This window comes from Ferrimonas balearica DSM 9799 (genome assembly GCF_000148645.1).
Taxonomy (GTDB): domain Bacteria; phylum Pseudomonadota; class Gammaproteobacteria; order Enterobacterales; family Shewanellaceae; genus Ferrimonas; species Ferrimonas balearica.
Map to the genome: position 1 here is coordinate 1,492,048 of NC_014541.1, position 22,863 is coordinate 1,514,910.

A 22,863-nucleotide genomic window follows, 5' to 3' on the forward strand; every position below is an offset into this window, starting at 1 on the left:
AGCCCCGGCTGGCCATTTTACTGCGCCGAACCCGGTCGCAGCACCAATCGAAAAGGACACTTTGATGAAACTGGTAAAACGCCTGATTCTGCCGATGCTGATCACCGGCTCCGCTCTGTCTGCCCCGGCCCTGGCCGAGGCCCCGGTAAACCTCTACGCCGCAGGCAGCCTTAAGGCCGCCCTGGGTGAACTGGCTAAGGTGTACCAGCAGCAGTCCGGCCAGGCGGTGGCCACTCAGTTCGGCCCCAGTGGCCTGCTGCGTAAAGAGATTGAGCAGCACAACCAGGCTGACCTGTTTGCCTCCGCCAACCTGGCGCACCCGGATACCCTGGCCGCTGCCGGTTGGGGCCGCTCTGTGGTGCTGTTTGCCCGTAACCAACTGTGCGCCATTGCCCAACCGGAGCTGGCGGTCAGCACCGACACCCTGCTGCCGGTGATGCTGCAGCCACAGGTTCGGGTCGGCACCTCCACGCCGAAAGCGGATCCCAGCGGCGACTACGCCTGGGAGCTGTTCCGCAAGGCTGACCAGCAGCAGGCTGGTGCCTACCAGACCCTGTCTGACAAGGCGCTGACCCTGACCGGTGGCCCGGACAGTGAACCGGCCCCGAAAGGCAAAAACCAGTACGGCTGGGTGATGAGTGAGAAACGGGCCGACCTGTTTATCACTTACTGCACCAACGCGGTACTGGCCCAGCAGCAGGTGCCCCAGCTGCAGATCATCCAGGTGCCGCAGGCCCTGTCCGTGGGCGCCAGCTACGGCATGCTGGTGAAGCAGGACGCCCAGCCTCAGGCCTGGGACCTGGCCATGTTTATCCTGTCTGAACAGGGCCAGAGCATCCTCAGCCGCTACGGCTTTGTCGCGCCGAGCCTGCGCTAACACGTTAACCCCCCTCACGTCGTCGAACGGAATCACGCCTGAGCGCTGGTCGCGCCCCATGGCGTCGGCGACGTGCGGCCTAATTTTGGCGCCATGCGCCACCACACCCTCCAAGAAACGTCCCGATGGACACTGTAAGGACTCTAATTTCCATGTCGATGAAACCGACCCTGATCGCCGCCGCCTTGGCTGCCCTGACCCTGCCCGCTACTGCCACCGCCGCTGACCCGCTGCAGATGTACGGTCGTCTTAATCTGGTGCTGCAGGCCAATGACATTCAGGGTGAAAGCGAAACCCGTGTCGGCAGCTACTCCTCCCGTGTGGGCATCAAGGGCAGCCACCAGATCAACGAAAGCCTCGAAGCGTTCTACCAGGCCGAGTGGGGCCTGAATGTGACCGAAGGCGAAGAGACCTTTACCCATCGCAACCAGTTCATCGGTCTGCGTGGTGATTTTGGTACCACCACCATCGGTCGCCGCGACACTGCGCTGAAGCGCTCTCAGGGCAAAGTTGACCAGTTCAACGACTTTGAAGGTGACTTCAACAAGATCATGAGCGGTGAGGTGCGCGCTTCCCAGCAGGTGTCCTACGCCACTCCGCGCCTGGCCGACCTGCTCACCGCTGAACTCACCTACCTGGCCGACGATGGCAACAAGGGCGAGCATGGCATTTCTGCGGCGTTGATGGCCGGTGACGCCAGCTACCGTAAGCAGCCGTTCTACGCGGCCGTGGCCTACGACAGCGAGGTGGCCCAGCGCGACGTACTGCGCGTGACCGCCGGCGCCAAGCTGGCGGGCATTGAGCTGGGCGCCATCTACTCCGACGAAGAGGTGGTGGCCGGTGAGCTGAACGGCGCCTCCGGCGACGCCTTTATGGTGTCTGCGGGCTACAAAATCGGTAACGGTAAGATCAAAGCCCAGTACGCCGATGGTGACGTACCGGCCCGTGCCAACACCTCCTACAGCGTGGGTGGCGAGTACCGCCTGTCCAAGCAGATGAAGGTGAACGCCTACTACACCACTCTGGAGTGGGACAGCAAAGACGAAGACGACAGCTACCTGGGCCTGGGCCTGCAGTACGACTTCTGAGCCCTGCGCGCGGATTAGAAAAAACGGAGCCAGTTGGCTCCGTTTTTTTGTCCGTTACAGGATGGGCGCTTCGCCCACCACGTCGGAAGTCCCGGCCTCGGGCTCGTGGGTTTCGTGGAAATCCTCGAGCTGGTCGGCCACATCGTCCACCGCCCGTTTGTAGTAGGCCAGGTGGAACAGCGCTTCACCTTCGTGCACCAGCGGCAGGTTGGTGCGGCCAATCACGATGCTGTCGCGGGGGGCGATCACCGGCTCTTCAGAGTCACCCAGCGGGTCAGCGATCATCCCCAGCACCGCCCCTTTCTCGGCCTTGGCACCCATTGGCAGCATGGCGCGGAAGATGCCGGAAACCGGCGCCCGCACCCAGGAGCTGGTATGGGATACCATCGTCGTCTTGGGTTTTGCTTCCTTACTGCGCGACGGCGGCAGCATGCCGAGATGGCGCATCACGTTTAGTACGCCCTTGACCCCGGCACGAATGCAGATCTCGTCAAAGCGCAGGGCTTCGCCAGCTTCATACAGCAGGATAGGGGTGCCGTTGGCCCCCGCTACCGCCCGCAGGGAGCCGTCGCGGATCTCAGAGTGCATCACCACTGGCACGCCAAAGGCGTGGGCCATCCCTTCGGTTTCCGGGTGGCTCAGGTCAGCCCGGATCTGCGGCAGGTTGTCACGGTGACGGGCACCGGTGTGCAGGTCGATGCCGTGGGTGCACTTGTTCACCACCTCGTTGAGGAAGGTGTGTGCCACCCGGCCTGCCAGCGTACCGCGCTCGCTGCCGGGGAAGCTGCGGTTCAAATCGCGGCCATCCGGCAGGTAGCGTGACTGAGACAGGAAGCCATGCAGGTTCACAATGGGCGCCAGCACCAGGGTGCCTTTCAGTCGCTTCAGTGCCTTTAGCTTCTGCAGGCGACGGATCACCTCCACGCCGTTGATCTCGTCGCCGTGGATGGCGGCGCTGACAAACAGGCAGGGGCCTGGGCTGTGTCCGTTCAGCACGCGAACAGACAGTTGCAGTTGATGTTGCGTCACCAATCCCGCTAACGGGATCTCGACGGTGCGCTGTTGACCCGGCAGGATGGTTTCCCCGCCAAATTCAATGGGCCGGTTTTTCATCGTTTGGTACTACCTTGAGCCATTAACCCTTATTGCTGCCCCGTTTGGTGCTGCTTTCGGGTTTGGCGTTCGCCTCGATGTATTCGATGATCTTACCGGCAACGTCTTTGCCGGTTGAGGTCTCGATCCCTTCAAGGCCCGGTGAGGAGTTGACCTCCATCACAAGCGGACCTCGCTCAGAGCGGAGTATATCCACGCCGGAAACCCGAAGTCCCATAGTTTGTGCAGCGGCAATGGCGGTTTTTCGCTCAGTCGGTGTCAGCTTGGTCAGGGAGGCGCTGCCACCCCGGTGCAGATTGGATCGGAATTCGCCTTTTTGCGCGGTGCGCTCCATGGCGGCCACCACGCGGTTACCAATCACAAAACAACGCACGTCGCTGCCGCCCGCTTCTTTGATGAACTCCTGCACCAGGAAGTCCGCTTCCAGCTCGCGGAAGGCGTCAATCACACTCTCGGCCGCCTTTTGGGTTTCGGCCAGCACCACGCCACGGCCTTGGGTGCCCTGCAGCAGTTTCACCACCAGCGGGGCACCGCCCACCAGCTTGATCAGGTCTTTGGTGTTGTCCACATGGTGAGCAAAGCCGGTGTTGGGCATGCCGATGCCCTTGCGGGACAGCAGCTGCAAAGAGCGCAGCTTATCGCGGGAGCGGCCCAGTGGAATGGACTCGGTCAGGCAGTAGACGCCCATCATCTCGAACTGGCGGATCACCGCAGTGCCGTAGTTGGTGATGGAGCTGCCGATGCGCGGAATGACGGCATCGAAGCCTTCCAACTTCTCGCCCTTGTACCAGATGGCGGGCTTGGTGGCGGCGATGTCGATATAACACTGGAGCGTGTCAATGACGTGCATCTCGTGACCGCGCAGCTCCCCGGCTTCAACCAGGCGGCGGGTGGAATAGAGCTTGGAACCGCGGGAAAGGATAGCGATTTTCATTGCATTAGCCTTATTAAACAATCTCTTGCTTTGTAACCTTGGCCGTAAAAAGCCGACGGCACACGGACGGAAACCGAGTCCGAGCTCGTGCGTTACTCTTCAAAACTGTTGGTGTCGTTGCTGTCGCATTCGGGGCTGTCGCTCACCGGTTGGGGCTCAAGCAGGTAGCCTTCATCAACGTCCACCACAAACCGTCCCTCCATGGCGTTGCGGCCAAGCAGCATGCGAAAGCGCATGGTGTCGCGGTTGGTGAGGGTGATTTGCGCGGTAAACTCATGGGAGCCGGCCCGGATACGGGTTTCGATCACGTATCGCATCTGAGTGTAGCCGCCGGAGTTGGTCACTTCGCGGCGGTCCGCCACCGGGGCTTCGCACTCCACTTCGGTTTCGTTGTCATCCTGGAATGGGTGGATGGCAAAACGAACCCAGGGTTTTCCTTCCCGCTCAAAGGGTTCGACGCGAAAAGCATGCAGCGCACAGGTCTTAGCGCCAGTATCCACCTTGGCTTTGATGTTGGGAAGTCCCAGATCGGGAAGATGTACCCATTCTCGCCACCCTATGGTGGTTTTTTCAGCCGTCATCAGTCGCCCCCTTTTACAATCAAGTGATTAACTGCACTATTGCAGTTCGAATGAAGATTGCAATTTTAGTTCACCGTTTTTCGAGGAAACGCCCTTGGGATCTCAGAGTTATTATCGCGACCAGGACGATGACGCGCATCGCGCCCTCGCCAGTTACTGGGTAGAACCCCTTAACCAACTGGAGGGGGAGGAGCAGGTTCAGGTCTTCCTGGATGCGGTAGAGCAGCTGGAGGCCTCCGAGCTCGGCCTGCTGCTGGAGTCCCTGCCGGTTTCTGAGCGTCGCGCACTCTGGCCCCATCTTCCGCACGAAGCGCGGGTGGATGTGCTGGTGGCGATGCGCGTCGAGGCGCGGGATACCCTGCTGTCGGTGCTGGAACCGGCGCAGATGGACCAGCTGCTCGACGATCTCGACGCAGAAAGCCTGATTGAGCTGGCTGATAACCTCTCCGAAGAGTTAGTGGACCAGGCGCTGGCGCGGATGGACAGCCAGCAGCGTACCTGGTACCGCGAATCCCAGGAGTACGACGAGGAACAGATTGGCCGATACGTCGACCACGATGTGGTGGTGCTGCCCCCCAACGCCCGGGTAGCGGCGGCCTTGCGAATGCTGCGCCGTTATCAGTCCGCCTTTACTGACCGCGCCTACGTGGTGAACCGCAAGGGCGTGTGGTTGGGTGAAGTTACGCTGCACGCGCTGCTGCAGGCGGAGCCGGACACCCCGGTTCGCCACTGCCTTGACGATGAAGTGGTGCCCATTCCGGCGGATACTCCGGTGCTGGAAGCGGCTGATCGCATTGAGCACGCCGACATGTCGATGTTGCCGGTGACCGACGAGGGTGGTCGTCTGTTGGGGCGGATGACGGTGCGGCTGGGCATGGAGATTGTGCGGGAGCACTACGAAGGCCAGTTGATGGCCTCGGCGGGTTTGGACGAAGAGGCGGACTTGTTCCTGCCGGTGTGGCGCAGTGCCAAGCGCCGTGCCTTGTGGCTGGGCATCAACCTGCTGACGGCGCTGCTGGCGGCCTGGACCATCGGTCTGTTTGAGCAGACCCTGAGCCAGGTGGTGGCGCTGGCGGTACTGATGCCGATTGTGGCGTCCATGGGCGGCATTGCCGGCAGTCAGACCCTGACCCTGATCATCCGGGGTCTGGCCTTGGGGCAGGTGACACCGGGTAACGCCCTGGCGCTGTGTCGTAAGGAGATTGGGGTGGCGGTGCTGAACGGCATTGTCTGGGCGGCGGTGATCGGCGCCGTGACGGTGTTGTGGTTTGGCAGTCAGGCGCTGGGTGGGGTGATCGCCGGGGCCATCGTCATCAATATCCTGGTGGCGGCGCTGGCCGGGGTGGTGGTCCCAATGGTGCTGGATAAGCTGGAGATCGACCCGGCCCTGTCCGGCTCGGTGATCCTCACCACGGTGACCGATGTGGTGGGCTTCTTCACCTTCCTCGGCCTGGGGACCGCATTCCTGCTCGGCTGAGACTATCTTTTGCTACTCCCCCGAAACGGAGTGGCGTATGAACAGACTGCACTGCGCAATCGGGGCACTGGCCATAGTCAGTGCCCTTGTTTTTGCTGACGTGGCGGGCAGCCGCGACGGGCATATTCGGATGGGCGCCGACAGCGAATTGGAGGCCTGGGACGCTGAGGCGGGCCAGTGGCTCAGCCCGGAGCAGTTCTGGCTGGCCTACGCCGCGCGTAACGGCGGCCTGACCTGGGGCCGTGGCAGCGATTACCCACCCTACGGCGAGGTGAAGGAGGGGGACACCTTTATGGTGGAGCTGGACAGCGGTCCCTGCCTGATGGAGTTCTTCCACAAGCGCTGGCGTCGCGCCAATGATGTGCGTCGCTGGGACACCGCATTCAGCGACATTGGTGGTTGCGCCAAGGTGGTTGATTAGCCGTTATTAAGGTTGTTGAACCATCAGGGATTTTAATGGCCGATCTCCGCTAAGCTGGGAACCCGTTTCGTTACCGTGACCCGGATATGTGGATCGCCTTTACCCTGCTCGCCGCCTTTATGCAGGCCTGGCGCAACGCGTTTCAAAGTCAGCTTTCCGCCCACACCAGCGTGGCGGGGGTGACGTTGGTGCGCTTTCTCTGGGCTGGCCCGTTGGCGGGCGCTTACCTTTTTGGCTTGTATCAGTGGCAACCTCAGGCACTGCCCCAGTGGAATGGCGCCTTTTTTGGCTATGTGGTGGGGGCGGCGCTGATGCAGATCCTGGCCACCGGCCTGATGGTCAAACTGTTTCAGCTTAAGAACTTTGCGGTGGGCGCCGGTCTGGCCAAAAGCGAAGCGCTGGTGGCCGCCATCCTCGGCACCCTGTTTTTTGGCACCCAGCTCAGCCTGTTAGGGTGGCTGGGGGTGGGCATCGGTGCGATCGCCGTTATGCTGCTGTCCAGCCATGGCCATTGGCGCCAGCTATCCCTCTCCACCGTAGTATTGGGCCTGGCCTGTGGCAGCGCCTTTGCCCTGACCTCGCTGTGGGTGAGGGAGGCGAGCCTGCAGGTGGGGCTGCCGTTCCCGCATCGAGCCGGTTGGGTGCTGCTGCTGGTGATTGCGCTGCAAACCACGCTGTTGCTGGCTTACCTGTGGTGGCGTGAACGACCGACCCTTACGGCGCTGAGGGCACGGCCCCGGTTGGTGGGGCTGATAAGCCTGACCAGCTGCATCGGTTCCATCGGCTGGTTCAGCGCCATGTCGTTGCAGGCGGTGCCCTACGTCAAAACCCTGGGGCAGGTGGAGGTGTTCTTTACCCTGCTGGTGTCAGCGCTGTGGCTGAAGCAACCGGTGCGGGTCAATGAGTTTCTGGGCCTGTTCCTGATCGCGCTTGCGGCCATCATCGTGATCTGGTTCTGAGCCGCGCCGCCCGTTCAGGACAGCGCGGCGGGTATCCGCTCACTGAAAGCCAAATTTGCCGTTGGGGTTTTTCCACTCTTCCCGGGGCGGGATGGTTTGGATGGTGTCCCAGTGCTCGACAATCTTGCCGTCGGCCACCCGGAACAGGTCGTAGAAGGCCACGTGCTGATTCATAAACTGCCCTTCACTGATGGTCAGCACAAAGTTTCCCTGGCCCAGCACTTTGTGATTGGCGGTATACACCATAGGCATCCCTTGTTCTGCCAACGCACCAAGGGCCGCAGACAGGCCACTGAGGCCGTCGGCGACACCGGGATTGTGCTGCAGGTAGTCGCCATCATCCGGCCCGATAAAGCGGCCAATCTCCTCCATTTTGCCCTGCATCAGGATGGTGCTGACAAAGTCACTGACCAGTGCTTTGTTGGCATCGGTCTTATCCAGGTCTACCACTTCAGTGGGGCCATCAAACTGGGTGCGGCCACTGGCGTTCGGCGGGGCAATGTCTTGCAGGTTGTCCCAGTGCTCAACAATCAGCCCATTCTCAAAACGGAACACGTCAAACCCGGCCTTGGGGCCGAAGAAGTCGTACTTGGTGTGCAATACCACGTAGTCGCCATCGGTAAAGGCCCGCTGCACCTCGGCCCGGGCGGACCCCGGCGGCAGTTGCTGTAACACCGCCCCAAATCCCGCCAGACCGTCTGCCACCGCCAGATTGTGCTGGATGTATTTGTCCGGATTGATGTAGGCCACCGGGGCCGGGTCGCCGTTTTCAATGCTCTCAATCAGCGCAACCGCTTTCTCTTGTTGGGTCATGGGGGGCGCCTCTTCTGCCTGTGTGGTGATGAGGTCCAGTGAAAGGAACAGCAGTGCCGGGATGATCAGGGTTGGGGTTGTACAGCGCATGGTGTTCTCCTCAGGTGGTTGAGAACAGTGTAGACGGCGCAGCGACGCCGTCCTGCGGCTGAGGCAACGCGCCATTCTGCACGGCTGTGCCGGTCATTACCCGGCCGCGGATCTGGCGCTGTGGAGCCAGGGCTCGGCCAGTGATGTCTTTCTGAGCGCACCGGAACAGTACTTCTACCTGTTGGATCAGGACGGGGCGCTGGCCGGTTCCGGCATGGTGAACCTGAAGGATGGCCGCATCGACGCCATCTTCACTGACCCGGACTGGGTGGGGCAGGGGGTGGCCAGTACGCTGATGATGCATCTGGAAGCGCTGGCCCGTGCGCACGGTCTGGCCGAGCTGACACTGGATGCCACCCTGAACGCTGCGCCGTTTTACCGCCGCTGCGGCTTTGTCGGTGAGGCTCAGTCGCAGTACCACTCACCGCGGGGGCTGATACTGGATTGTGTGCCCATGCGTAAACTCCTGACCTGAGCGGGCTTCACAGCAACCCGGCTCATCCCGGCATCAAAAAATATCCGGCGTAAAGCGAGGTCGGCCTCACGCCTCGCTGTCCATCTCTCTGGCACAATCGCGGCTCCGACCGTTCTTGGTGTCTATCAACGTGCTGAACCTGTCCAATCCCGCCCGGGGCAACCTGCTGGCGGCGTTTTCCTTTGTGCTGTGGGGCATTCTGCCGCTGTACTACCAGCTGCTGCCTGGCGCTGAGATTTTTGAGCTGCTGGCGTTCCGGGTGATCTGGTCCGTGCCGGTGATGATCGTCGCGATGCTGTTGCTGCGTCGGGCGCTGCCGGACTGGCAGACTCTGTGGGCGGACAAGCGCTCATTGCTGCTGAGCTTTGTGGCGGGTGCGGTGATGTGCATCTCCTGGGCCAGCTTTACCTGGGCACTGACCCACGGACAGGTGCTGGCGGCCAGCCTTGGATTCTTTATCAACCCGCTGTTTGCCATCGCCTTTGGTGTGCTGTTTCTGCATGAGAAGCTGAGCAAGGCTCAGGCGGCCGCCGTGGTGTTGGCTGCCCTGGGCATCGCCTGGCAGGTGTGGCAGTACGGTGAACTGCCCTGGGTGTCGCTGGCGATGGGCAGCTTCTTTGCCCTCTATGGCCTGATTAAGAAGTTTATCCGCTACGACTCCTACACCACCCTGACACTGGAAGCGGCGCTGCTCAGCCCCTTTGCGCTGATCTATCTCGGTTACCTGGTGTTTACCGGCCAAAGCGCCGCCGGCGCCGATGGCCTGACCGGCGTGCTGCTCTACATTGGTTCAGCCCCCATCACCCTGGCACCGCTGATCCTGTTCAGCCTGGCGCTGCGCTACACCAGCCTGACCATGGTGGGCCTGATGCAGTACATCGAGCCGACCCTGCAGTTCCTGCTTGCGGTACTGCTGTTTGGCGAGGTGTTTGATGAAGTCAAAGCGGTCAGCTTTGGCCTGATCTGGGCCGGTTTGATCCTGTGCAGCCTCGAAGCGCTGCCCAAACTGCGTCGCCACTGGCGCCGCGCCTGACCTCAGAGTCCAGTAAGAGAAACGCCGCCGGGTTGCCCAGCGGCGTTTTTTTGTGCCCATGGCCACCCTTCGCTGCGCCTAATCCCAGTGCGGGGTTGAGATGCGCTGAATCAATACAGCGTGCTCACCGGCCTTTACTTCCGTTCATTGGCACCTCGAAATATTGAGTTTTCTCAAGAGTTTGTCGCCTCTCTCTGGTGGCTGTCGGGCGGACTTGGTAGCGTAGCCCGCCTGAAGCTTTGGGTCCCGGCAGGGGCCATCGGACTGTTCCACACCGCAATGGAGAATACGGATGCGCCGGATTGGTTGGGCCCTCGGGGCCTTAAGCGTGTTTGCCTGTCATGTCAGTGCGTTTGAGGGGTTGGAGTTTGAGCACAAGGACTGGTATCTGGCCTGCGACAATACCGGCACCTGTCGTGCCGCCGGTTACGCGCCTCCGGGACAGGGCTACAGTGCGGCGGTGATGTTTACCCGTCCGGCAGGCCCCGCCACGGACGTCAGCGGCAAGCTGTTTCTGGGCTGGTACGAAGAGGAGATCCCCCTGACCGGCTATGCACTGTTCATCAACGGCCAGGATATGGGCCCGGTCAGTTTTGACGATGACAATGCACTGACCGCCATGCAGGTGCAGGCGCTGTTGGCGGTGGTGACCCGTGATGCGGTGATCGAGATAGCCAATGCGCAGCATCGTTTTGGCCTCTCCGGCAGCGGCGCCAGTGCGGTGTTCCGCAAGATGGACGAGTATCAGGGCCGCAGTGACACCGCCTTTGCGGTAGTGGCCAAAGGGAACCGGGCAGAGAGCCAGGTGCCCCAGCCGCAACGGCCGGAGCCACTGAGAGTGCAGGCACCCGCAGGAGATGCGGTGTTGCTTGAGTCCGATTCTGAACCCTACCAGCGCACCCTGGAGAGGTTGAAGGCCGGAGTACCAGCAGAAGACCTGGATATGGCACTGGAAGACGCGAGCCTGTTTCAGGCGGAGCTGGGGGCAGGAAAGCGGTTTATCTCTGCCTGCTGGTATCTGGCTTATAACGAGATGTGCGCCCACTGGGTTTCTGACCCGGCCAGCCCCACGCCGCTGCAGAGTCTGCCCAGCGACGGCTCCCTGTATGTGGATGGCATCGTCAGCCAGCAGCGTAAGGCGCGTGGTCTCGGTGATTGTTGGGAGTTTCAGAGCTGGGGCTTTGATGGCGAGACCATGGTGCCCATCCTGAACGCCAGCAGTGGCCCATGCCGTGGCATCGCTGGCGGCATTGACCCGATGCCTACCTTTGTTCGTGACGTGATTATGCCGTCAGTTCAATAGTTGGGGGCTTTGCCCCCTCCCCCCTGTTAAACCGCCCCCATCCTTGCATACCGCCCCATATGGGCGTACTCTGCGGCGTTTTTTCACACTCCATTTTTCCCGGACGGTACAACGCTGTGATCTCCACCGCCAACATCACCATGCAGTTCGGCGCTAAGCCGCTGTTTGAAAACATCTCTGTCAAGTTTGGCGGGGGCAACCGCTATGGCCTTATCGGTGCCAACGGTTGTGGTAAGTCCACCTTTATGAAGATCCTCTCCGGTGAGCTGGAGCCGTCCGCGGGTAACGTGTCGAAAGACCCGAACGAGCGCATGGCCAAGCTGGGCCAGGACCAGTGGGCGTTCGAGGAATACACCGTTATCGACACCGTAATCATGGGCCACAAAGAGTTGTGGGAAGTGAAAGCGGAGCGTGACCGCATCTACAGCCTGCCGGAGATGTCCGAAGAGGAAGGGATGCAGGTGGCCGATCTGGAGGTGCAGTTTGCCGAGATGGACGGTTACAGTGCGGAAGCCCGCGCCGGTGAGCTGCTGCTGGGCCTGGGCATTCCGGAAGAACTGCACTTCGGCCTGATGAGCGCGGTAGCGCCGGGCCTGAAGGTGCGGGTGTTGCTGGCTCAGGTGCTGTTTGCAGACCCGGACATCATGCTGCTCGACGAACCCACCAACAACCTGGATATTCACACCATCCATTGGTTGGAAGAGGTGCTGCAGTCCCGTCAGTGCACCATGATCATCATCTCGCACGACCGTCACTTCCTGAACTCCGTGTGTACCCACATGGCGGACATCGATTACGGTGACCTGCGCCTGTATCACGGCAACTACGACGAGTACATGTTTGCCGCCGAGCAGGCCCGTGAGCGTCTGCTGTCTGACAACGCCAAGAAGAAAGCGCAGATTGCCGAGCTGCAGAGCTTCGTCAGCCGCTTCTCTGCCAACGCGTCCAAGGCCCGTCAGGCCACCAGCCGTCAGAAGCAGATCGACAAGATCCAGCTGGAAGAGGTGAAAGCCTCCAGCCGTCAGTCTCCCTTTATCCGCTTTGAGCAGGAGAAGAAGCTGTTCCGTCAGGCGCTGGAAGTCACCGGGCTGTCCCAGGGCTACGACAGTGGCCTGCTGTTTGACGGCCTCGACCTGAAAGTGGACGTGGGCGAGCGCATCGCCATCATCGGTCAGAACGGTGTGGGCAAATCCACCCTGCTGAACACCCTGGTGGGCGCCATGGAGGCCAAATCCGGTGAGATTAAGTGGTCTGAGAACGCCAACATCGGTTACTACGCTCAGGACCACGCCCACGAGTTTGAGCAGGACATCAACCTGTTTGACTGGATGGCACAGTGGTCTTCCGATGGCGCGGATGAAACCGTGGTGCGCAGCTTCCTGGGTCGCATGCTGTTCTCCCAGAACGAGATCAAGAAATCCGCCAAGGTGATCTCCGGTGGTGAACAGGGCCGCATGCTGTTCGGCAAGCTGATGATGCAGAAGCCCAACATCCTGGTGATGGATGAGCCGACCAACCACATGGATATGGAGTCCATTGAGGCGCTCAACCTGGCGCTGGAGAACTACGCCGGCACCCTGCTGTTCGTGTCTCACGACCGTCAGTTTGTGTCCTCCGTGGCCACCCGCATCATCGAGCTGAAGCCGGATGGCATTACCGACTTCCACGGCACCTACGAAGAGTACCTGGCCAGCCAGGGCATCGAAGGCTAAGCCTGACAGCGCAATAAAAAAGCCGGCATGATGCCGGCTTTTTTGATCCGCGAAGGGCGGTTACTTTTTCGCGGCTTTGCTTTTGCCTGCGATAAAGTCGGTCAGGGCGAACAGCACGCCGGAGGTGACGAAGGTGAGGTGGATGCCCACTTTCCAGGCCATGGTTTCCGGGTTGGTGTTTTCCGCGTCGAGGAAGGTTTTCAGCAGCTCAACGGTGGAGATGGCGACGATGGCGCCAATCAGTTTCAGCTTCAGGTCGGAAAAGCCGACGCTGCCCATCCAGGCCGGGCGATCTTCGTGGTCATCCGGGCCAAACTTGGAGACGAAGTTCTCGTAACCGCTGAAGGCGATGATCAGCAGCAGGCTGGCCAGCAGGGCGGTGTCCACCAGGGTCAGAATGCTGAGGATAGGGTGACCTTCAGCGCCGAAAAACACCATGGCAAACAGGCACAGCAGCTCTTTGCCGAACTTCAGGAACAGGACGCCAATGGCCACCACCAGGCCGAAGAAAAACGGAGCCAGCAACCAGCGGGCACTGAACAGCAAACTTTCGAACAGATTTTCCAGACGTTTCATGGTGAGTCAGCTTGGTCAACAAAGTAGAAAAGATAAGGCACCGCAGCGTTACTTGCGAATCCCCTGAGGGACCCGGTGGCGCGGTTTGGACGGCGCATTCTAATCCATCAAAGGCGTCCTAGCGAACGCTAATTCACGCCCCAATTCAGGGGGTTACTCAGTGCGAATATCGTCCCGCACCAGTTTGTGCATGATGGCACTGAGCTGTTGACGCTCCTGCTCGGAAAGCTGGGCAAAGAAGCCTTCGGAGATGGCGTGCAGGATGGGCGTTGACTCCTGGTTTACCCGGCGCCCTTCGTCGGTCAGGGACAGCATTCGCGCCTTGCGGTTGGTGTCGCTGCGGCTCGCCTCAATCAGCCCGCGCTTGATGCAGTTGTCGACCAGCCGCTTGGTGACGGAGCGGTCGCGCTTCAGCACGTCGGCCATCTGTTGTTGAGGGATGCAGCCCAGGTAATCCAGCGCTTTCATCGCCCCCACCATCTCCAGCGTGATATTGAACGCTTCGCCCAGGCGCTGGTTGCACACGGCCCGGTACTGTTTTTGCGCCAGTGACATCATAAAGGTCAGGCTGTTATCCAGCTCAGGAATGGTGGTGATGGACGGATTCATCCTGGATCTTTCCAAAAATCAGGCCCGCAAGGGCGGCCAATACGAACAGGGTAACCGACAGTTGCCAACCGCGTTGCAATGCGCTGGACAGGCCAAAGTCGTTCACCCCCATATAGAGTTGAATCGGTAAGGCTATCCCAAGCAGGGCATCGCCGTGAAGCGCTTTGTCCTCGCCGCTGCTGCGACTGATCTGGCGGGCAAAAACAAACACCAACAGGGTTTGCCCAAGGGCGAACAGCGGCAGCAGACTTTGCTGGCCAGCCAGCAGCAGCATAAACACCATCGCCAGGGCGCAGCCCCCCACCTGGGCCAGCAGCCGGTCCCGAAGCACGGCCATAAAGGCGCCCCGTTCGGTTTGGGTAGCAGCCAGGATCACCGGCACCATGCAGAAGGTGGCGGAGATCATGTCGACGATCATCAGAAACGCCAGCCCACCCCCAAGCAGAACCACAAAACGCAGTCGTGCGGCGTAGTCCGGACGCTGGTGCTTAGCGGGTGCAGAGACCGGGGCCGGGGAGGGCGGGAACCACCAGGCAAAGGTTTTCATCACCACCATGGTAATCAGCAGTGACAGCACGATGTCGTGCAGGCGGTCCGGCATGGTGGCGGGCAGGTTCTGGGCAAACACCACCATCATGATCCAGTTGAACACCGGCAGCACCAGCGCATTGCGTGCCATGGGGGTGGTCGCCCGGGCGTGCAGCTGGTCGAACACCATCAGGCTGATGGCCCACACCACGTAGGGGTGGTTGGCAAACAGCTCGACAGTGATGACCGCTGCCGTCGCCCAGATCAGAACCGGGCGGAACATCCGGGCCAGCCCACGCCAGGAGTAGTCCCGCGCCTTGGTCACCGACAGGATGGGGAACAGCGCCAGGTAGACCGGTGAGCCCAGATTCAGCAGGTGGCCCAGCAGCATGCACAGCGACACGGTGCCGGTGATGCGGCCCACTTCGTTCCAGTCGGTGGCGGTATTCATGGGCACCTCAGTACAGGTAGCGCAGTTGGGCAATCACCTGCATCCACAGCTTGCTGACGCTGCCCCACAGGGTATTCGGGCGGTAAACCATGATGCTGGCACGGGCGCCGGAGATCAGGGCCGGGTCGAGGCCGGGCACTTCAATGCGGGTGCGGATCTTCTGCTGTTCACGGATCCAACGGTTGTCGTTGGTGACACTAGCCAGCTCGCCATTGGCGCTGGAAGCGTCGTAGACCGCCTGTTCTCGGTTGGCGATCTGGCCCTGAAACAGCTGGCCGGGCAGGGCATCAAACGCCACCCAGACCGGAGTGCCGGTACCCAGATGGGCGATCCCTTTCTCGTTGAAGTCGGCGCTGATCCAGCTGTTGCCATCGCTGACCAGAAACAGCGCCGGGCTGCCGGCGTTCAGGTAACTGCCACTTTGCAGCTGCAGGTTGGTGACGATGCCATCCACCGGCGCCACCATGCGGGTGCGGGCCAGATCGAGCCGGGCCTGGGCCAGTTTGGCTTCGGCCAGTTCCACTGCGGCGTCGCCATCCCGATCGGACAGCTGCACCTTGAGCCGGGCGATCTCCGCCTCGGCCGCAGTCACCGCAGCGTCGGCCACGGTGGCGGCGTTCTGGCTGTCATCCAGCGCTTCCTGGGTGATCAGCCCCTGGCTGACCAGCTTGCTGTTGCGGGTCAGTTTCAGTTTGGCGTTGGCGGCGGTTTGCTGTTTTTGCACCAGGGTGGCTTTGGCGACGTTCAGCTCCTGCTCCCGGGCCTCATGGTTCTGGTGCGCCTGGGCCAGGTCGGCTTTGGCCTGTTCCAGCGCCAGTTGGTAGTCACTGTCATCCAGGCTCAGCAGCGCATCACCCCGTTTGACGTGCTGGCCATTTTTGACCGCGACGGCCAGCACGTTGCCAGACACCTCCGGGGCGATGCGCGCCACGGTGCGGTGCAGTTGGGCCTGGGTGGTGAACGGTGCCTGGGTATCACTGCCCACCAGAAAGGCGGCAAAGGCCAGAGTGGTGCCGAGCACCAGATAGAGGCCCCATTGATAGTGCTTATTACCCATTTTGTTTCACCTGCAACATGATCGGAAGGTGGGCAGTATAGCGCCTGATGTGTCATATGCAACAAAAATGTATGGCAGACGGGGGAGTGTCCGAGACACGAAGGGGTCGGTGGCGCATTACATGCCCTGGTGGAAGGAGCGGAAACTTGGTTATTCAGGTGCTGAAAACGTAAGCAATGTGATGCTGGAGTTAGGGGGCGCTGGTCAGTTTGTGCTCAGTTTGTGGCAATCAGCAGATCGGCCTCGACAGCGTCATTTTGGCCTCGTACTGTCGCGCCCGATAACCATAAACACCCAAAAACAGGTTGATTCCCATGATGCGTACGTCTCTCGCACCTACCGCTGTTGCGCTCTCGCTGACTGCCATTCTGGCGGGCTGCGGCAGCTCCAACAAAAGCCCTGCTCCTGCCGAAGCGACCCTGGAACTGCGTCTGATGCAGACTTCCGACATCCACTCCTATGTGGTGGGGTTCGATTACTACAAGAACGAAGAGGACGCCAGCTACGGCCTGGCCCGCACCGCGATGCTGATTAACGAAGCGCGCGGCGAAGCGCTTAACACCATGCTGTTTGATAATGGTGACCTGATCCAGGGCAATCCGCTGGCGGATTACGTGCATAAGGAGCACCAGGACAACGGCTACCTGGACCAGCAGGCCCACCCGGTTTACAAGGCGATGAACCATCTGAAATACGATGCCGCCAACCTGGGTAACCACGAGTTTAACTACGGCCTGGAGTACCTGGCAGATACCGTGGGTACGGCGGAGTTTCCCTATGTGAACGCTAACGTGTTCTGCCCGGCTAACAGCACCGAAGTGGTATGCCAGGATAAGCAACCGTTAAACCAGGACGGGAGCATCAACTGGGAGGACAACTTCTTCACTCCCTACGTGATGCTGGAGCGAACTTTCACCGATCTGGACGGTGAGCAGCACGAACTGACCGTCGGCGTATTGGGCCTGACTCCGCCGCAAATCATGCAGTGGGATAAGCGCTTTCTGGAGGGTCGCGTTGAGGTGGCCGATATGGTGGACGCGGCTGAGCACTACGTGCCCATGATGCGCGCCGAAGGCGCTGACGTGGTCGTGGTGATCGCCCACTCTGGCATCAACGCGGATGACCGTCAGGCGATGATGGAAAACGCGGCCTACTACCTGGCTGGTGTCGAGGGTGTGGATGCGCTGCTGCTCGGTCACTCCCACAGTGTCTTCCCGGGAGATGCCCGTTTCGACGGCATTGATGGCATCGATAACGAAAAGGGCCTGGTCAAAGGCACCGCCACCGTGATGCCGGGCTTCTGGGGTAACCATCTGGGTATCGTTGACCTGACTCTGGAGCGCCGTAATGGCGAGTGGCAGGTGGCTGACAATCAGGGCATCGTTCGTCAGATCGACAGTGACAGCCCGGAAGATCAGGAGATCGTTGATCTGGTGAGTGCGGACCATGACGCCACCAACGAATACCTGGACGAAACCATTGGTCAGCTGGCGCAAGAGGTGCACTCTTTCTTTGCCTTGATTCAGGATGACTCCTCCATTGAGCTGGTGACCGAGGCGCAGCTGTGGCACGGCCTGAAACTGCAGGAGGATGGCACCCTTGAAGCCGATTTGCCGATGCTCTCTGTGGCAGCACCGTTCAAGGGCGGCCGTGGGGGTCCAAACGACTTTACCTACATCCCGGCGGGCGACATCTCCCTGCGTAACGTCTCTGACCTGTACATCTTCCCCAATACCCTGCAGGTGGTTGAGCTGTCCGGTGCGGACGTCAAAGAGTGGCTGGAGATGTCGGCGGGCCAGTTCAACACCATCAGCCTGACCGAAAACGGGGATCAGGCGCTGGTAGCGACCACTTTCCCCACCTACAACTTCGATGTGATTGACGGTGTCGAGTACCAGATTGATGTGACTCAGCCGCCCCGTTACGACAAGGACGGCAATCTGGTAAACCCGGAGGCGGAGCGCATTGTTGACCTGCGTCTGGCCGGTGAGTCGGTACAGGATTGGGATCCCAACCAACGCTTCCTGGTGGTGACCAACAACTACCGTGCCTCTGGTGGCGGTCACTTCCCGGGCATCTGTGTGGAAGGCCTGTGCGGTGATGCCATCGTCTGGGAAGACCCGGAAGAGACCCGTAACATCATCTCCGCTTACCTGGCTGAGATCTCTGCTGAGGCCGGTGAAGGCGGCATCATTCCGCCGCGTAACGACAACTGGTCACTGAAGCCGTTCGCGGCGGCCGGGGATGTGGTGTTTACCTCGGCCAATACCGACGCTGCCAAGGCCGCAGCCGAGGCATCTGAGGTGATTGAGTACCTCGGTGACGGTGAAGGTGGCTACGGTAACTACCGTCTGAACTTCAGCCAGTAAGACTGCAAAACTGAAAAGCCCCCTTCGTGGGGGCTTTTTTGTTGGCGTCCCGTCAGCCTCGGGCCGGTGGGCCAAACAGCAGCCACAGTGCCGCAAAGTAGGTCAGGAAGATGGCGGGCAGGCCCGCGGCGCTGGGCCAGATAAAGGTGTCGATGGCGATCAGCGAATCGGAGATCAGGAACAGAAACGCCCCCACCACCGGACGCCAGTGCTGTGCCGACCAGCAGCACCCCATCACCATAAAGGTCAGCAGACCGGAGTAGAGCGCAATGGCTGCGCGCAGGTCGCCCTGTGGCGTGTCTGCCAGAAACGGGGTGATGAGGTACAGAAACACCAGAGTGCCGATGGGCAGCCCCCAGGCCAGGTGGGCGTAGGGCCCTTTGGGGCGCCGCCAGAACAGCAGTATCAGCGCACTCTGGGTCACCCCAAACGCCATCAGTCCCGGCAGCAGGTGGCTGTCGTGGCCGCGGTCGAGGATGGTGTCACCAAAGGCGGCAAAGCAGAGTGCCATCACCAGCAGCGCGCGTTCCCGTCCCTGCAGCGTCAGGTAGCTGAACAGCGCCAGGCTGAGGGCCGGAATCGATTTGAGCAGGTCGCTGGCCGGGTAGGGGCGCAGCGACTCGGTCAGGGTGTAGGCCAGGGCGCAGCCCCAGAAGATCAGGGCCAGGCCGGCTGGGGCCGACGTCCGTGTCAGCGTATTCATGGTGATTTATTGGGCTCGCAGTTCTCGTCGCAGCACTTTGCCGACGGTGGATTTGGGCAGTTCATCCAGTCTGACAAATTTACGCGGCTGTTTGTAGCCGGTCAGGTTTTCCCGGCAGTGTGCCTTCAGGGCGGGCAGGTCCAGTTCGGCTTCGCTGACCAGGTAGGCCACCACCCGCTCACCACTGCGCTCGTCAGCTTCGCCCACTACGGCGGCTTCGACAATGCCGGGGAACTGGGTCAGCACGTCCTCCACTTCGTTGGGGTAGACGTTGAAGCCGGACACCAGAATCATGTCTTTCTTGCGGTCGACAATGCGGACAAAACCATCGTCCTGGATCCGGGCGATGTCGCCGGTTTTCAGCCAGCCATCGGCGTCCAGTACCAGTGCGGTTTCTTCCGGCATCTGCCAGTAACCCTGCATCACCTGCGGGCCGCGCACGCACAGCTCGCCCTCTTCAGCCGGTTGGCCCTGCTCATCCACCACCTTCACTTCGGTGTCGATCAGCGCGGGCCCGATGGTGCCCAACTGCTCGTTGCCGATGGGGTTGAGACACACCACGGGGGAGGTTTCGGACAGGCCGTAGCCTTCGGAGACAGTACAACCGGTGGTCTGCTGCCAGATCTCGGCTGCCGCGGAGGTCAGGGCGGTGCCGCCGGAGATGGTGAGCTTGAGGCCGGAGAAGTCCAGCTCGCGGAAGCTCTGCAGTCGGCACAGGCCGACAAACAGGGTGTTAAGGCCCGCCATGCCAGTGATGCGGAAGGGGCGGATCTGCTCAACAAAGGCGGGCAGGTCGCGGGGGTTGGGGATCAGCACATTGAGGCTGCCGCGGGCAAAGAAGGTGATGAGATTCACCGTAAAGGCGTAGATGTGGTAGAGCGGCAGCGGCACCACAAACACCTCTTCGCCCTCGCGACAGGTGTCGCCCAGCCGGGCCAGCACCTGGCGGGCGTTGCCCAGCAGGTTGGCGTGGCTGAGCATGGCGCCCTTGGCCACCCCGGTGGTGCCTCCGGTGTACTGCAATGCGGCCAGGTCGCTGCCCTGGCGGCTGACCGGTTTCAGCGGCAGGCTGGCGCCGTCGGTCAGTACCGTCATAAAGCTGATGGCGTGGTCGAAGTCCCCTGCCGCAGGCGTGCTCTGGTGGAAATCCAGCGCGGTGGTGGTGATAACGGTTTCAATGGCGGTTTCGTGCAGAATGCTGGCGGCGCGGGGGGCCAGATCACCCAGCAACACCAACGCTTTGGCGCCACTATCAGACCACTGATGCGCCATCTCCCGCGGGGTGTAGAGCGGGTTGGTGTTGACCAGCACCAGCCCGGCCCGCAGTGCGCCAAAGGCGGCGATGGGCAGCTGCAGCAGGTTGGGCAGGCACAACGCGATGCGGTCGCCGGGCTGCAGGTCGGTGTGGTGCTGCAGGTAGGCGGCGAAGGCACGGCTGTGCGCTTCAAGCTCAGTAAAACTGAGGGTGTAACCTAAGGCGCTAAAGGCAGGCTTATCGGCGTAGCGGGCGCAGGTGTCGGTGATCATGGACGCCAGATCCTGAGCGTCGGTCAACTTGACGGGGTGGTCGAAGGCCATGGAAATCCTGTTATCAAAGGGCCGAAAACCTCAACATTAACCGGGCAACCGGCCCCAGGCAAAGCCCCCAAACAGGAAAAACCACTGCAATTTGGTGTGATCCCTGTTGCGAAAATGAAAAATGTTCGGATTCTTGCGCAGCATCCACTTTGGCCCAGCCCAATTAGGGTACAATTCGCGCGCTTTAAAAACCCTCTGACCCTCGGAATATCGATAACAATGCAATCCGATCTGATCATTTCCCAGCAGGCCAAACTGCTGCCTATTGCCGACGTTGCTGAGCGTGCCGGGATCCTGGCTGACGAGCTGATCCCGCAAGGCGAAGCCAAGGCCAAGGTGAAGTTTTCCCTGCTGCAGCGCCTGGATAACGCTCCCCGCGGTAAGCTGGTGGTGGTGACTGCCATCACCCCGACCCCGCTGGGCGAAGGCAAAACCGTGACCACCATCGGTCTGTCCCAGGGCCTGAAGGCCATTGGCCAGCAGGTGATGGCGTGCATCCGTCAGCCCTCCATGGGCCCCGTGTTTGGTGTGAAGGGCGGTGCCGCCGGTGGCGGTTACAGCCAGGTGGCACCGATGGAGGAGCTCAACCTGCACCTGACCGGCGACATCCACGCGGTGTCGGCGGCTCACAATCTGGCCGCTGCGGCCATTGATGCCCGGGTGTACCACGAGCAGCGTCACGGCGAGAAATTTGAAGCCAAAACCGGTCTGCCCAATCTCAACATCGACCCGGAGCGGGTGGTGTGGGACCGCGTGGTGGACATGAACGACCGCACCCTGCGTCGCGTCACCATCGGCCTGAATGCGCCGGGCTCCACCGCCAATGGCCTGGAGCGCGAAAGCGGTTTCGACATCACCGCCGCCTCCGAGCTGATGGCGATTCTGGCTCTGGCCAACGATCTGGCTGACCTGCGTGCCCGTCTGGGCAAAGTGGTGCTGGCCTACAGCCATGACGGCAAGCCGGTGACCGCCGAAGATATCCAGGTGGCCGGTGCCATGGCGGCGATCCTGCGCGACGCCGCCCAGCCGACCCTGATGCAGACCCTGGAAGGGGTGCCGACCCTGGTGCATGCAGGCCCGTTTGCCAACATCGCCCACGGCAACTCCTCCATCATCGCTGACCGCATGGCCCTGCGCCTGGCGGACGTGGTGGTGACCGAAGGCGGCTTTGGCTCCGATATGGGCTTTGAGAAAGCCTGTAACATCAAGGCCCGTGCCGCAGGCAAGGGTCCGGACGCTGCCGTGGTGGTGGCCACCCTGCGTGGTCTCAAAGCCAACTCTGGCCAGTATGACCTGCGTCCGGGGCAGGCGTTGCCCCAGGCGATTTTCGAGCCGGATGCCGCGGCCCTGGAAGCCGGTTTTGCCAACCTGAAATGGCACATTGAGAACGTCCAGCGCTACGGCGTTCCGGCCGTGGTGGCACTGAACCGATTCCCGCAGGACACCGATGAAGAGCTGGCGTGGCTGAAAGGCCAGGTGGAAGCTCTGGGTGCCCGTGTGGCCATCTCCGAAGCCTTTGCCAAAGGTGGCGCCGGTGCCACCGAGCTGGCCCATCAGGTGATGGACGCGCTGGCGCAACCGGCGGACTTCCAGTTCCTGTATGAGGCGGAGCAATCCATCGAAGCCAAGCTGCTGACCATGGCGGAAGCCGGTTACGGCGGTAACGGCATCGAGTTGTCCGACAAGGCCCGTGCCGACATCGCCCGACTCGAAGCGCTGGGCTTTGGCCACCTGCCGGTGTGCATGGCCAAAACCCCGCTCTCCATCAGCCATGACCCGGCCCTGAAAGGCGCTCCCAGTGACTTTGTGGTGCCGGTGCGCGGCCTGCGCCTGTGCGCCGGTGCGGGCTTTATCTACGTGCTGACCGGCAACGTGATGACCATGCCCGGCCTGCCGGAACGCCCCGGTTACCTGAACATCGATATCGATGCGAACGGCAACATCACCGGCCTGGACGAGTAATCCGGTACGGTACTGAAAAGGCGGCCCCAGTGGCCGCTTTTTTGTGCCCGTAACAGAGCAGCTTGTTTGGGCGTGAAGCGGGGCACCTGACCCCCGGAATTCGTTGACGGCACAAAGTCGCTGACGACAAGATGGTGAGTGTCCAGGCAGAGGG

The 22,863-nt window shown here is 61.2% G+C and carries 21 protein-coding genes; 11 read left to right on the forward strand and 10 right to left on the reverse strand.

Annotated elements, in window-relative coordinates; translation table 11 throughout:
• Positions 1-64 precede the first annotated feature (64 nt).
• Complete coding sequence (locus FBAL_RS06765) at positions 65-877, forward strand: molybdate ABC transporter substrate-binding protein (protein WP_013344839.1); 813 nt, start codon at positions 65-67, stop codon at positions 875-877.
• A 152-nt stretch (positions 878-1,029) separates the two neighbouring features.
• Positions 1,030-1,965 carry a porin gene (locus tag FBAL_RS06770; RefSeq protein WP_013344840.1) on the forward strand — a complete coding sequence of 312 codons (936 nt, stop codon included), beginning with the start codon at positions 1,030-1,032 and terminating at the stop codon, positions 1,963-1,965.
• A gap of 54 nt (positions 1,966-2,019) precedes the next feature.
• On the opposite strand, the gene FBAL_RS06775 is transcribed toward FBAL_RS06770, so the two are convergent.
• The 3 genes from FBAL_RS06775 to FBAL_RS06785 form a co-directional block, all read right to left on the reverse strand.
• Complete coding sequence (locus FBAL_RS06775; RefSeq protein ID WP_013344841.1) at positions 2,020-3,078, reverse strand: succinylglutamate desuccinylase/aspartoacylase family protein; 1,059 nt, start codon at positions 3,076-3,078, stop codon at positions 2,020-2,022.
• A 22-nt stretch (positions 3,079-3,100) separates the two neighbouring features.
• Positions 3,101-4,012, reverse strand: a complete 912-nt coding sequence (gene rimK, locus FBAL_RS06780; RefSeq protein ID WP_013344842.1) for a 30S ribosomal protein S6--L-glutamate ligase — start codon at positions 4,010-4,012, stop codon at positions 3,101-3,103.
• Positions 4,013-4,104: 92 nt separating this feature from the next.
• Positions 4,105-4,593, reverse strand: a complete 489-nt coding sequence (locus FBAL_RS06785) for an ATP-dependent zinc protease family protein (protein ID WP_013344843.1) — start codon at positions 4,591-4,593, stop codon at positions 4,105-4,107.
• 94 nt (positions 4,594-4,687) lie between these two features.
• Here FBAL_RS06785 and FBAL_RS06790 point away from each other — a divergent pair, with 94 nt between their 5' ends.
• The 3 genes from FBAL_RS06790 to FBAL_RS06800 all read left to right on the forward strand — a co-directional run bounded on the left by FBAL_RS06790 (position 4,688) and on the right by FBAL_RS06800 (position 7,450).
• Positions 4,688-6,070: a magnesium transporter gene (locus FBAL_RS06790; protein WP_013344844.1), complete on the forward strand. Its 1,383-nt coding sequence runs from the start codon at positions 4,688-4,690 to the stop codon at positions 6,068-6,070.
• 37 nt (positions 6,071-6,107) lie between these two features.
• Positions 6,108-6,491: a hypothetical protein gene (locus FBAL_RS06795; protein ID WP_013344845.1), complete on the forward strand. Its 384-nt coding sequence runs from the start codon at positions 6,108-6,110 to the stop codon at positions 6,489-6,491.
• A gap of 86 nt (positions 6,492-6,577) precedes the next feature.
• The gene (locus FBAL_RS06800; RefSeq protein WP_013344846.1) at positions 6,578-7,450 is read left to right on the forward strand and encodes a DMT family transporter; all 873 of its coding nucleotides are present in this window, start codon (positions 6,578-6,580) and stop codon (positions 7,448-7,450) included.
• Between the two features lie 39 nt (positions 7,451-7,489).
• Here the strand turns inward: FBAL_RS06800 and FBAL_RS06805 are convergent, their stop codons facing one another.
• Positions 7,490-8,353, reverse strand: a complete 864-nt coding sequence (locus FBAL_RS06805; RefSeq protein ID WP_013344847.1) for a nuclear transport factor 2 family protein — start codon at positions 8,351-8,353, stop codon at positions 7,490-7,492.
• Positions 8,354-8,471: 118 nt separating this feature from the next.
• Here FBAL_RS06805 and FBAL_RS06810 point away from each other — a divergent pair, with 118 nt between their 5' ends.
• The 4 genes from FBAL_RS06810 (at position 8,472) to FBAL_RS06825 (ending at position 12,876) form a co-directional block, all read left to right on the forward strand.
• The gene (locus FBAL_RS06810; RefSeq protein ID WP_342633029.1) at positions 8,472-8,828 is read left to right on the forward strand and encodes a GNAT family N-acetyltransferase; all 357 of its coding nucleotides are present in this window, start codon (positions 8,472-8,474) and stop codon (positions 8,826-8,828) included.
• 118 nt (positions 8,829-8,946) lie between these two features.
• Positions 8,947-9,861, forward strand: a complete 915-nt coding sequence (gene rarD / locus FBAL_RS06815) for an EamA family transporter RarD (protein ID WP_013344848.1) — start codon at positions 8,947-8,949, stop codon at positions 9,859-9,861.
• Between the two features lie 292 nt (positions 9,862-10,153).
• Positions 10,154-11,164 carry a DUF1176 domain-containing protein gene (locus tag FBAL_RS06820; RefSeq protein WP_013344849.1) on the forward strand — a complete coding sequence of 337 codons (1,011 nt, stop codon included), beginning with the start codon at positions 10,154-10,156 and terminating at the stop codon, positions 11,162-11,164.
• 116 nt (positions 11,165-11,280) lie between these two features.
• Complete coding sequence (locus FBAL_RS06825) at positions 11,281-12,876, forward strand: ABC-F family ATPase (RefSeq protein WP_041251218.1); 1,596 nt, start codon at positions 11,281-11,283, stop codon at positions 12,874-12,876.
• Between the two features lie 60 nt (positions 12,877-12,936).
• Here FBAL_RS06825 and FBAL_RS06830 read toward each other — a convergent pair whose 3' ends face one another.
• The 4 genes from FBAL_RS06830 to FBAL_RS06845 form a co-directional block, all read right to left on the reverse strand.
• Positions 12,937-13,452, reverse strand: coding sequence for a TIGR00645 family protein (locus tag FBAL_RS06830; protein ID WP_013344851.1), 516 nt, complete (start codon positions 13,450-13,452; stop codon positions 12,937-12,939).
• A 153-nt stretch (positions 13,453-13,605) separates the two neighbouring features.
• Positions 13,606-14,061, reverse strand: a complete 456-nt coding sequence (locus FBAL_RS06835) for a MarR family winged helix-turn-helix transcriptional regulator (RefSeq protein ID WP_013344852.1) — start codon at positions 14,059-14,061, stop codon at positions 13,606-13,608.
• The gene (locus FBAL_RS06840) at positions 14,033-15,040 is read right to left on the reverse strand and encodes a DUF2955 domain-containing protein (protein ID WP_013344853.1); all 1,008 of its coding nucleotides are present in this window, start codon (positions 15,038-15,040) and stop codon (positions 14,033-14,035) included. The genes FBAL_RS06835 and FBAL_RS06840 overlap by 29 nt, the downstream gene beginning before the upstream one ends.
• A gap of 7 nt (positions 15,041-15,047) precedes the next feature.
• Positions 15,048-16,097: an HlyD family secretion protein gene (locus FBAL_RS06845; protein ID WP_013344854.1), complete on the reverse strand. Its 1,050-nt coding sequence runs from the start codon at positions 16,095-16,097 to the stop codon at positions 15,048-15,050.
• A 314-nt stretch (positions 16,098-16,411) separates the two neighbouring features.
• Between FBAL_RS06845 and FBAL_RS06850 the strand changes: the two genes are divergently transcribed.
• A complete protein-coding gene (locus FBAL_RS06850; RefSeq protein WP_013344855.1) occupies positions 16,412-18,466 on the forward strand; it encodes a bifunctional 2',3'-cyclic-nucleotide 2'-phosphodiesterase/3'-nucleotidase in 2,055 nt (684 codons plus the stop codon).
• A gap of 52 nt (positions 18,467-18,518) precedes the next feature.
• On the opposite strand, the gene FBAL_RS06855 is transcribed toward FBAL_RS06850, so the two are convergent.
• Both FBAL_RS06855 and FBAL_RS06860 read right to left on the reverse strand, forming a co-directional pair.
• Positions 18,519-19,169 carry a lysoplasmalogenase family protein gene (locus tag FBAL_RS06855; protein WP_013344856.1) on the reverse strand — a complete coding sequence of 217 codons (651 nt, stop codon included), beginning with the start codon at positions 19,167-19,169 and terminating at the stop codon, positions 18,519-18,521.
• A gap of 6 nt (positions 19,170-19,175) precedes the next feature.
• Positions 19,176-20,747 (reverse strand): AMP-binding protein, encoded by a 1,572-nt coding sequence (locus tag FBAL_RS06860; RefSeq protein WP_013344857.1) that lies wholly within the window; start codon positions 20,745-20,747, stop codon positions 19,176-19,178.
• A 219-nt stretch (positions 20,748-20,966) separates the two neighbouring features.
• Between FBAL_RS06860 and FBAL_RS06865 the strand changes: the two genes are divergently transcribed.
• A complete protein-coding gene (locus FBAL_RS06865) occupies positions 20,967-22,709 on the forward strand; it encodes a formate--tetrahydrofolate ligase (protein WP_013344858.1) in 1,743 nt (580 codons plus the stop codon).
• The last annotated feature ends 154 nt before the right edge of the window (positions 22,710-22,863 follow it).